This is a genomic window from Kitasatospora sp. NPDC059817 (assembly GCF_042731835.1).
In the GTDB taxonomy this organism is placed as follows: Bacteria; Actinomycetota; Actinomycetes; order Streptomycetales; family Streptomycetaceae; genus Kitasatospora.
The window spans coordinates 37994-47846 of record NZ_JBHWIR010000018.1; the positions used below are offsets into that span (position 1 = coordinate 37994).

The following is a 9853-nucleotide window of genomic DNA, read 5'->3' on the forward strand; positions in this document are numbered from 1 at the left end:
GGCCGTTTCGGATGGCGACCACCTGTTGTCATATCTTCATTCACCTGATGTGATGGTGTATATGGATATGCACAGTGCTGTGGCCCCCGACGCTCCGCTGGTCCAGGTCGGCAAGGCCGACGTCAGCGCCGAGGACGTGCTGGCCGTCGCCCGGGGGAACGCCCGGGTCGAGATAGGCCCCGACGCGCTCGCCGAGATGGCGACGGCGCGGGCGCGGATCGACGCCCTCGCGGCCGAACCACGCCCCGTCTACGGCGTGTCGACCGGATTCGGCGCGCTCGCCGTCCGGCACATCAGCCCCGAACTGCGCGCGCAGCTCCAGCGGTCGCTGGTGCGCTCGCATGCGGCCGGGATGGGACCGGCCGTCGAGCGCGAGGTCGTCCGGGCACTCGTCTTCCTGCGGATGAAGACGCTGGCCTCCGGCCGGACCGGGGTGCGCCCGCTGGTCGCGCAGACCATGGCCGCCCTGCTCAACGCGGGCATCACCCCGGTGGTCCGGGAGTTCGGCTCGCTCGGCTGCTCCGGCGACCTCGCGCCGCTGTCGCACTGTGCGCTGGTCCTGATGGGCGAGGGCGTGGCCACCGGCCCGGACGGCGTGGAGAAGCCTGCCGCCGAACTGCTCGCCGCCGCCGGCATCGAGCCCGTCGAACTGCTGGAGAAGGAGGGCCTGGCCCTCATCAACGGCACCGACGGCATGCTCGGCATGCTGGTGATGGCCATCGCCGACCTGCAGCGGCTGTACACCACCGCCGACATCACCGCCGCGATGACCCTGGAGGCGCTGCTCGGCACCGACAAGGTGCTCGCCCCCGAACTGCACGCCCCGATCCGCCCCCACCCGGGCCAGGCCCTGAGCGCCGCCAACATGCTGGCCGTCCTCAAGGACTCCGGCCTCACCGGCCACCACCAGGACGACGCGCCGCGGGTCCAGGACGCCTACTCGATCCGCTGCGCCCCGCAGGTGGCCGGCGCCGGCCGGGACACCCTCGCCCATGCCCAGCTGGTCGCCTCCCGCGAGCTGGCCGCCTCGGTCGACAACCCGGTGGTGCTGCCGGACGGCCGGGTGGAGTCCAACGGCAACTTCCACGGCGCCCCGGTCGCGTACGTGCTGGACTTCCTCGCCATCGCCGCCGCCGACCTGGGCTCCATCTCCGAGCGCCGCACCGACCGGCTGCTCGACAAGGCCCGCTCGCACGGCCTGCCGGCCTTCCTGGCCGACGACCCCGGCGTGGACTCCGGCCTGATGATCGCCCAGTACACCCAGGCGGCGCTGGTCAGCGAGAACAAGCGGCTCGCCGTCCCGGCCTCGGTCGACTCGATCCCGTCCTCCGCGATGCAGGAGGACCACGTGTCGATGGGCTGGTCCGCCGCCCGCAAGCTGCGCCAGTCCGTCGACAACCTCGGCCGGATCCTCGCCGTCGAACTCACCGCCGCCGCCCGCGCCCTGGAGATCCGCCAGCAGGCCGACGGCGCGGGCCGGACGGCCCCGGCCACCACGGCCGCCATGGCCGCCGCCCGGGAGGCGGGGGTCGGCGGCGCCGGCCGCGACCGCTTCCTCTCGCCGGACCTGGAGGCCGCGGCCGCGCTGGTCGCCTCCGGGGAACTGGTGCGGGCGGTGGAGCGGGTCACCGGGCCGCTGGCCTGACCCGGTGTGACCCGGTGCGTTCGGTGCGATCGGCGTGACGGGCCGTCGGGTCCGGTGCGGGCGGTGGGACGGCTGGTGCGGGCGGCGGGGCTCAGTCCCAGTCGTCGCGGGACCGGGACCGGGACCGCGGCTCGTCCCGGTCCCGGCGGTTGCCGAACGCGGCGGCGAAGTTGACCCCGACGATGCCCGCCCAACTGACCAGCAGGCCGAAGAAACCGCCGCCCTGCGGGCTGGCCGCGATCGCGGTGAGCGGGATGCCGAGGGCCAGCGAGATCACCGCCAACCGGTTGCCGGGCCGGCCGAGCCCCGGCCCCGGCCCCGGGCGGTGCGGTCGGCGCCGGTGCGCGGGCTCGTAGTCGTCCATCCGCTCGGCCACCCGGCGCTCGACCCGGGCGTCCAGGCGGGCGTCCAGGCGGCTCAGGAACGAGTCGACCAGCTCCGGCTCGTACTCCTTGCCGAGTTCCTTGCGAGCGTGCAGGGCGGCGTCGAGGTCGCGCCGCAGGTCGTCCTGGCGAGTGTCCATGGGAACAGCCTGGGCCCGTGCCAGGGGCGCGGTCCATCCGTCGGTGGGGGAATCCGGGCGGGTTCAGGGAGAATTCAGGGTTACCCCGAGCCCCCACCCGCTCGGGCCGTCTCGCCCGGCGTCCCGCCGTACGAGACGTCTTTGCCAGGCGCGACGCACTGCTGCACAGTCGTCGTCCGAATCGCTCGCATCCGGAGGTACCGCTGATGACCGCCACCGACGAGGCCGGCACGGTCGGCCCCTCCGCCCGACTGCTCCAGCTGTTCGAAGGCCACCGACTGACCCCGACCCAGCGGCGGATCGCGCACTCGCTGGTCCGGCACGCCACCGAGGCGCCGTTCCTCTCCAGCGTCGAGGTCGCCGAACTCGCCGGCGTCAGCCAGCCGTCCGTCACCCGCTTCGCGGTCGCCCTCGGCTACGACGGCTACCCGGCGCTGCGCAAGCAGCTGCGCGAACTCGGCGCGGGCGAGCCGGCCGCACCCGAGACCCCCGACGACGCGGTGCGCAACGAGCACCAGCAGGCCGTGCTCGCCGAGATCGCTCACCTGCGCCACCTCGCCGAACTCCTCGCCGACCCCGAGCCGATCACCCGCGCCGCCCGGCTGCTCGCCGCCTCCCGCCCACTGCCGGTGCTCGGCCTGCGGGCCGCCTCCGCGCAGGCGCGCGGCTTCGCCTACTTCGCCGCCAAGGTGCACCCGGACATCCGCCTCCTCGACGAGGGCGGCAGCATGCTCGCCGACCGGCTGGAACAGGCCGCCGCGGCCGGGGCCACCGCGCTGCTCTGCTTCGCGCTGCCGCGCTACCCGCGGGAGCTGATGGACGCGCTGACGGTGGCCCGCGAGTGCGGGCTGACGGTGCTGACCGTCGCCGACAGCGCCTTCGCGCCGGTCGCCAAGCTCTCCGACCTGATGCTGCCGGCCGCCGTCGGTACCGGGCTGGTCTTCGACACCGCGTGCGCGCCGATGATGCTCGGCCGGGTGCTGTTGCAGCGCATGTGTGACGAACTCCCGGGCGCGGAGGCCAGGTTGGAGGCCATCGAGCAGTCCGCCGCGGCACGTGGCCTGTTTTTGGAGTAGACACGGCGGGGAGTAGCCGTCACGAACCCGGGCATCCCCTACAGCAGGGGGTGCCGCCCATGCGCGTGATCCACGAGATGAAGTTCGTCGCCCGCCTGGCCTCGGGTGTCGACGAATGGTCCTGCCCCACCTGCGGACGCCGCGTCACCCTGCGGCGCCTGCCCGATCCCGAACTGACCGTCCTCGACCCGGGAGACGAGTCCGCCGTGCACGTCGGCGTCATCGAACCCGACGCCCGCGCCGCCGCCGCGGCCGCCGAGAAGTATGGTCTCGGCCCGGTCCAGAACATCCCCCGCCCGCCGACCCCGCCCACCCCCGACGCCGCCGACCGCCGCTGGCTCGCCGAGATCGGCATCGACTGGGACGGCGACGCCGCGGCCTGACTCAGGCGCGGGGTGCGTACAGCGGCAGTGCGGAGGTGTCCAGCTCGGCGGGCAGCGGCGCGGGCAGCGGGACGGGCTCGCCGTACTTGCCGTGCAGCACGCCCTGGTACTCGCCGTCGCGGGGGTGGGTGCGGAGCGTCCAGACGCCCTTGCGGGGGTCGACCGCGAGGAGGACCGGCACGCCCGCGACCGCGTACCAGCTGGTTTTGGTCGCGATGTGGCTGACCCGCTCGGAGGTGGAGATGACCTCCACGGCGAGCTCGACGTCGTGCGGGTCGGCCAGCCAGTCGTCGTCGTCCTCCCAGTCGGACGGCAGGACGACCAGGTCGGGTGTCGCGTAGTCCTCGGCGTCGTCGGGCATGTTGATCGAGGAGACCTCGTAGGCGCCGAGACCGGCCGGGAGGCTGCCGTCGAGTTGGCGGGACAGGCGCTTGACCGTCCCCGCGTGCTTGCCGCGAGGAGTGGGGGACATCACCAGGGTTCCTCCGATGATCTGGACGCGGAGGCCGGTGCTCCGCTCGATCTCCTCCGCCACATCCCGCAGTTTGCCGGGCCGCACGGTGATCGCAGTCATCGTGTTCTCCGTTCTCGTCGCTGGGCCGAGTGGCTGGTGTTCGCCGGGTTCAGGCTAGCGCGCCGGGTCGGTCGGCGGCGGGGCTGATCGGATGGGTTCGGGGTCTGGTCGGGAGTTGATTGTTTGGATATATTCAGCCGAGCTGAATCTGAATGAATCCATCCGCAGGGAGGCCAGGACATGGTGCAGCAGGCGAGTGGGCCGCGTGAGGTCAGGGCGGCGCGGGGGACGGGGCTGACGACGCAGGGGTGGCAGCAGGAGGCGGCCCTGCGGATGCTGATGAACAACCTCGACCCGGAGGTCGCCGAGCACCCGTCGAAGCTGGTGGTGTACGGCGGGACGGGCAAGGCGGCGCGGGACTGGCGCTCGTTCGACGCCATGGTGCGGACGCTGGAGGGGCTGAAGCAGGACGAGACCATGCTGGTCCAGTCCGGGCGACCGGTCGGCGTCATGCAGACCCACGAGTGGGCGCCGCGGGTGCTGATCGCCAACTCCAACCTGGTCGGCGACTGGGCCAACTGGGAGGAGTTCCGCCGGCTGGAGAGCCTCGGGCTCACCATGTACGGGCAGATGACCGCCGGCTCGTGGATCTACATCGGCACCCAGGGCATCCTGCAGGGCACCTACGAGACCTTCTCGGCCGTCGCCAACAAGCGGTTCAACGGCACGCTGGAAGGCACCATCACCCTCACCGCCGGCCTCGGCGGGATGGGCGGCGCCCAGCCGCTGGCCGTCACCATGAACGGCGGCGTGGCGATCTGCATCGACTGCGACCCGTCGCGGATCGCCCGCCGGATCGAGCACCGTTACCTGGACGTCGAGGCCAAGGACCTCGGGCACGCGCTGGAGCTGGCCACCGCCGCCCGCGACAAGCGGCAGCCGCTGTCCATCGGCGTGCTGGGCAACGCCGCCGAGCTGGTCCCGCAACTGCTCGCGATGGACGCGCCGATCGACATCGTCACCGACCAGACCAGCGCCCACGACCCGCTCGCCTACCTGCCGGTGGGCGTCGCCTTCGACGACATGGCGGACTACGCGGCGGCCAAGCCCGCCGAGTTCACCCAGCGGGCCCGCGAGTCGATGGCCCGGCACGTCGAGGCGATGGTCGGCTTCCAGGACGCGGGCGCCGAGGTCTTCGACTACGGCAACTCGATCCGCGGCGAGGCCCAACTGGCCGGTTACGACCGCGCGTTCGCCTTCCCAGGGTTCGTCCCCGCGTACATCCGGCCGCTGTTCTGCGAGGGCAAGGGCCCGTTCCGCTGGGCGGCGCTGTCCGGCGACCCGCAGGACATCCACAAGACCGACAAGGCCGTCCTCGACCTCTTCCCGGAGAACGAGTCGCTGCACCGCTGGATCAAGATGGCCCAGGAGAAGGTGCACTTCCAGGGCCTGCCCGCACGGATCTGCTGGCTCGGCTACGGCGAGCGCGACAAGGCCGGCGAGCGCTTCAACGACATGGTCGCCTCCGGCGAACTGTCCGCCCCGATCGTGATCGGCCGCGACCACCTCGACTGCGGCTCGGTCGCCTCCCCGTACCGGGAGACGGAGGCGATGCTGGACGGCTCGGACGCGATCGCCGACTGGCCGCTGCTCAACGCCATGGTCAACGTGGCCTCCGGCGCGTCCTGGGTCTCCATCCACCACGGCGGCGGCGTCGGCATCGGCCGCTCGATCCACGCCGGCCAGGTCACCGTCGCCGACGGCACCGCGCTGGCCGGCGAGAAGATCCGCCGGGTGCTCACCAACGACCCGGGCATGGGCGTGATCCGGCACGTGGACGCCGGCTACGACCGGGCCACCGAGGTCGCCGCCGAGCGCGGGGTGCGCGTCCCGATGGGTGAGCTGTGACGTCCTCGTTCGAAGAGATGTGGGCGGAGCTGCTCCCCGTGGGCCGCTCCGCCGCCTCCGGCGGCTACCGCCGCTTCGCCTGGAACTCCGCCGACGCCGAGTGCCGCGCCTGGTTCGAGCAGCAGGCCCGTGACCGCGGCCTCGCCTACGAGCTGGACCGCAACGGCAACCAGTGGGCCTGGCTGGGCGATCCGAACGCGGGCGGGGCGGTCGTCACCGGCTCGCACCTGGACTCCGTCCCGGACGGCGGCGCCTTCGACGGCCCGCTCGGCGTGGTCTCCTCCTTCGCGGCCCTGGACGAACTCCGCGGCCGCGGGGCCGAGTTCACCCGACCGCTGGCGATCACCAACTTCGGTGACGAGGAGGGCGCCCGGTTCGGCGTGGCCTGCATCGGCTCCCGGCTGTCCGCCGGCGTGCTCTCCCGCGAGGCCGCGTACGAGCTGCGCGACGCCGACGGCGTCCGGCTGCCCGACGCGATGGAGCGGGCCGGCTACGACCCGGGCGCGATCGGCGCGGACGACGACCGGCTGGCCCGGATCGGCGCCTTCGTCGAACTCCACGTCGAGCAGGGCCGCCTCCTCGCCGAGGACCGGCCGGTCGGCGTGGCCAGCGCGATCTGGCCGCACGGCCGCTGGCGGTTCGACTTCCACGGCGAGGCCAACCACGCCGGCACCACCCGGATCGAGGACCGCCGCGACCCGATGCTGACGTACGCCAACACCGTGCTCGCGGCCCGCAAGAAGGCCCGGCAGGCGGGCGCGCTGGCCACCTTCGGCAAGGTCGCGGTCGAGCCCAACGGCACCAACGCGATCGCCTCGCTGGTGCGCGGCTGGCTGGACTCCCGGGCCGCCGACGAGGCGACGCTCACCGCGCTGGTCGAGGAGATCGAGCAGGCCGCCGCCGAGCGCGGCGGGCGCGACGGCGTCCGGGTCGAGCTGACCCGCGAGTCCTACACCCCGGTGGTGGACTTCGACGGCCCGCTGCGCGACCGGCTCGCCAAGCTGCTGGACGCCCCGGTGCTGCCCACCGGTGCCGGACACGACGCCGGGATCCTGGCGTCGGCCGTCCCGACCGCCATGCTGTTCGTGCGCAACCCCAGCGGGGTGTCGCACTCCCCGGCCGAGCACGCCGAGGAGGCCGACTGCCTGGCCGGGGTCGCCGCCCTCGCCGACGTACTGGAGGACCTGGCGTGTCGCTGAGCCCATTGACCTCGGGGGCCGAGCCGGTGGCGTACTGGGCGCAGTACGCCTGGCTGCCGCACCCCAACGGGCCGGTGGTCGAGCGGAACGTGCTGATCACCGCCGGCCCCGGCGGCCGGATCACCGCGGTGACCCCGGACAGCGGGCCCTGCCCGCCCGGGGCCGTCCGCCTCGACGGGCTGCTGCTGCCGGGCCAGGCGAACGCCCACTCGCACGCCTTCCACCGGGCGCTGCGCGGCCACGTCCAGGTCGGCTCCGGCACCTTCTGGACCTGGCGCGACACCATGTACCGGTTCGCCGGGGCGCTCGACCCGGACCGCTACCTGGCGCTCGCCACCGCCGTCTACGCCGAGATGGCGCTGGCCGGGGTCACCGCCGTCGGCGAGTTCCACTACCTGCACCACGCCCCCGGCGGCGCCCGCTACGACGACCCCAACGCGATGGGCGAGGCGCTGATCGAGGCCGCCGCCCGGGCCGGCATCCGGATCACCCTGCTCGACACCTGCTACCTGTCCGCCGGCTTCGGCGCCGAGCCGACCAGGCCGCAGCAGCGGTTCAGCGACGGCGACGCCGAGGCCTGGGCGGTGCGGGCGGAGGCGCTCAAGCCCCGCGAGCACGCCCGGATCGGCGCCGCCGTCCACTCGGTGCGGGCCGTCCCGGCCGAGCAGTTGGGCACCGTCGCGCAGTGGGCGGCGGTGCGCGAGGCGCCGCTGCACGTCCACCTGTCCGAGCAGACCGCCGAGAACGACGCCTGCCTCGCCGCGCACGGCGTCACCCCGACCCGGCTGCTCGCCGACCACGGCGTGCTCGGCCCGCGCACCTCGGCCGTGCACGCCACCCACCTCACCGACGAGGACGTCCGGCTCCTCACCGACACCTCCACCACCATCTGCATGTGCCCCACCACCGAGCGGGACCTCGCGGACGGCATCGGCCCGGCCCGCCGGCTCGCCTCGGCGGGCTGCCCGGTCACCCTGGGCAGCGACAGCCACGCCGTCATCGACCCGTTCGAGGAGGCCCGCGCCCTGGAGCTGAACGAGCGGCTGCGCACCCGCACCCGCGGGCACTGGACGGCCAACCTCCTGCTGCGGGCCGGCACCGAGGACGGGCACGCCTCGCTCGGCTGGCCGGAGGCGGGGCGGGTCGAAGCCGGCGCGCTCGCCGACTTCACCGTGATCGCCCTGGACTCGGTGCGCACCGCGGGCCCGCCGCCCCGCCTCGGCGCCGAGACCGCCGTCTTCGCGGCCTCGGCGGCCGACGTGCGGCACGTGGTGGTCGGCGGCCGGCAGATCGTCCGGGACGGCGTGCACCAGCTCGTCGCGGACGTGCCGGGCGCGCTGCGGGACTCGATCGGCGTGCTGGACCACTGACCTCTTTGTTCAATTCCCTTCGGAAGGCGTTGTCTTGAGCACCAGGACCACCTTGATCACGGGCATCGGCAGCCTGGTCACCAACGACCCCGGGCACGGCACCGGGCCGCTCGGAGTGCTGACCGACGCGGCCGTGGTGATCGACGGCGGAACGGTTGCCTGGGTCGGCCCGGCAGCCCAGGCCCCGGCGGCGGACGAGCGCTTCGACGCCGAGGGCCGGGCGCTGCTGCCCGGCTTCGTCGACTCGCACGCCCACCTGGTGTTCGCGGGGGATCGTACGGCTGAGTTCAACGCCCGGATGTCCGGGCAGGCGTATTCGGCGGGCGGCATCCGCACCACGGTGGCGGCCACCCGGGCCGCGAGCGACGCCGAACTCGACGCCAACCTGGCCGGGTTCGTCCGGGAGGCGCTGCGGCAGGGCACCACCACGATCGAGTGCAAGTCCGGCTACGGGCTGACGGTCGAGGACGAGGCGCGGGCGCTGCGGATCGCCGCGCGGCACACCCCGGAGACCACCTACCTGGGCGCGCACGTGGTCGCGCCCGAGTACGCCGACGACCCGGCCGGGTACGTCGACCTGGTCACCGGCGAGATGCTGGACGCCTGCGCCCCGCACGCCCGCTGGGTGGACGTGTTCTGCGAGCAGGGCGCCTTCGACGGCGACCAGGCGCGGGCGGTCCTGACCGCCGGCATCGCCCGCGGCCTCACCCCCCGGGTGCACGCCAACCAGCTCACGTACGGGCCCGGCGTGCAGCTCGCCGTCGAGCTGGGCGCCGCCTCGGCGGACCACTGCACCCACCTGACCGACGAGGACGTGGCGGCGCTGGCCGGCTCGGGCACGGTCGCGACGCTGCTGCCGGGGGCGGAGTTCTCGACGCGGGCCGACTACCCGAGCGGGCGCAGGCTGCTGGACGCGGGCGCGGTGGTGGCGCTGTCCACCGACTGCAACCCGGGCTCCAGCTTCACCAGTTCGATGGCGTTCTGCATCGCGGTCGCGGTGCGCGAGATGGGCATGACCCCCGACGAGGCGGTCTGGGCGGCCACGGCAGGCGGCGCGCACGCCCTGCGGCGCGGCGACGTCGGGACGGTCGCGGTCGGCTCCCGGGCGGACCTGCTGCTGCTGGACGCGCCCTCGCACGTGCACCTGGCGTACCGCCCGGGCGTGCCACTGACGGCGGCGGTCTGGCGAGCCGGCGTCCGGGAGGTCTGAGTAGCCGCATCACTTCACGTCGCCC

At 73.9% G+C, this 9853-nt stretch carries 9 protein-coding genes; 7 read left to right on the forward strand and 2 right to left on the reverse strand.

Features of this window, described 5'->3' with window-relative positions:
- The first annotated feature begins 61 nt into the window (after positions 1–61).
- A complete protein-coding gene (hutH, locus tag ACFV61_RS06695) occupies positions 62–1645 on the forward strand; it encodes a histidine ammonia-lyase (RefSeq protein WP_363369169.1) in 1584 nt (527 codons plus the stop codon).
- Between the two features lie 91 nt (positions 1646–1736).
- On the opposite strand, the gene ACFV61_RS06700 is transcribed toward hutH, so the two are convergent.
- Positions 1737–2168 carry a hypothetical protein gene (locus tag ACFV61_RS06700; RefSeq protein ID WP_380490462.1) on the reverse strand — a complete coding sequence of 144 codons (432 nt, stop codon included), beginning with the start codon at positions 2166–2168 and terminating at the stop codon, positions 1737–1739.
- 206 nt (positions 2169–2374) lie between these two features.
- Here ACFV61_RS06700 and ACFV61_RS06705 point away from each other — a divergent pair, with 206 nt between their 5' ends.
- Together ACFV61_RS06705 and ACFV61_RS06710 are read left to right on the forward strand one after the other, a co-directional pair.
- Positions 2375–3244, forward strand: coding sequence for a MurR/RpiR family transcriptional regulator (locus ACFV61_RS06705; RefSeq protein WP_363369166.1), 870 nt, complete (start codon positions 2375–2377; stop codon positions 3242–3244).
- A gap of 59 nt (positions 3245–3303) precedes the next feature.
- The gene (locus ACFV61_RS06710) at positions 3304–3627 is read left to right on the forward strand and encodes a hypothetical protein (RefSeq protein WP_063349091.1); all 324 of its coding nucleotides are present in this window, start codon (positions 3304–3306) and stop codon (positions 3625–3627) included.
- A 1-nt stretch (position 3628) separates the two neighbouring features.
- Here the strand turns inward: ACFV61_RS06710 and ACFV61_RS06715 are convergent, their stop codons facing one another.
- Positions 3629–4201: a Uma2 family endonuclease gene (locus ACFV61_RS06715; RefSeq protein WP_380345495.1), complete on the reverse strand. Its 573-nt coding sequence runs from the start codon at positions 4199–4201 to the stop codon at positions 3629–3631.
- Between the two features lie 180 nt (positions 4202–4381).
- Here ACFV61_RS06715 and hutU point away from each other — a divergent pair, with 180 nt between their 5' ends.
- The 4 genes from hutU to hutI are packed head-to-tail and all read left to right on the forward strand — an operon-like array spanning position 4382 to position 9828.
- Positions 4382–6049, forward strand: a complete 1668-nt coding sequence (hutU, locus tag ACFV61_RS06720; RefSeq protein WP_063349093.1) for a urocanate hydratase — start codon at positions 4382–4384, stop codon at positions 6047–6049.
- 17 nt (positions 6050–6066) lie between these two features.
- Positions 6067–7248 (forward strand): allantoate amidohydrolase, encoded by a 1182-nt coding sequence (locus ACFV61_RS06725; protein ID WP_380427762.1) that lies wholly within the window; start codon positions 6067–6069, stop codon positions 7246–7248.
- A complete protein-coding gene (locus ACFV61_RS06730) occupies positions 7239–8618 on the forward strand; it encodes a formimidoylglutamate deiminase (RefSeq protein ID WP_380490464.1) in 1380 nt (459 codons plus the stop codon). The genes ACFV61_RS06725 and ACFV61_RS06730 overlap by 10 nt, the downstream gene beginning before the upstream one ends.
- Positions 8619–8652: 34 nt before the next feature.
- Complete coding sequence (gene hutI, locus ACFV61_RS06735) at positions 8653–9828, forward strand: imidazolonepropionase (RefSeq protein ID WP_380490466.1); 1176 nt, start codon at positions 8653–8655, stop codon at positions 9826–9828.
- Positions 9829–9853: the final 25 nt, after the last annotated feature.

Bases quoted from the DNA above. Each gene is read 5' to 3' on its own strand.
- ACFV61_RS06715 (WP_380345495.1), bottom strand. From the start codon at position 4,201: ATGACTGCGATCACCGTGCGGCCCGGCAAACTGCGGGATGTGGCGGAG.
- ACFV61_RS06710 (WP_063349091.1), top strand. From the start codon at position 3,304: ATGCGCGTGATCCACGAGATGAAGTTCGTCGCCCGCCTGGCCTCGGGT.
- hutH (WP_363369169.1), top strand. From the start codon at position 62: ATGGATATGCACAGTGCTGTGGCCCCCGACGCTCCGCTGGTCCAGGTC.
- ACFV61_RS06705 (WP_363369166.1), top strand. From the start codon at position 2,375: ATGACCGCCACCGACGAGGCCGGCACGGTCGGCCCCTCCGCCCGACTG.
- ACFV61_RS06700 (WP_380490462.1), bottom strand. From the start codon at position 2,168: ATGGACACTCGCCAGGACGACCTGCGGCGCGACCTCGACGCCGCCCTG.
- hutU (WP_063349093.1), top strand. From the start codon at position 4,382: ATGGTGCAGCAGGCGAGTGGGCCGCGTGAGGTCAGGGCGGCGCGGGGG.
- ACFV61_RS06725 (WP_380427762.1), top strand. From the start codon at position 6,067: ATGTGGGCGGAGCTGCTCCCCGTGGGCCGCTCCGCCGCCTCCGGCGGC.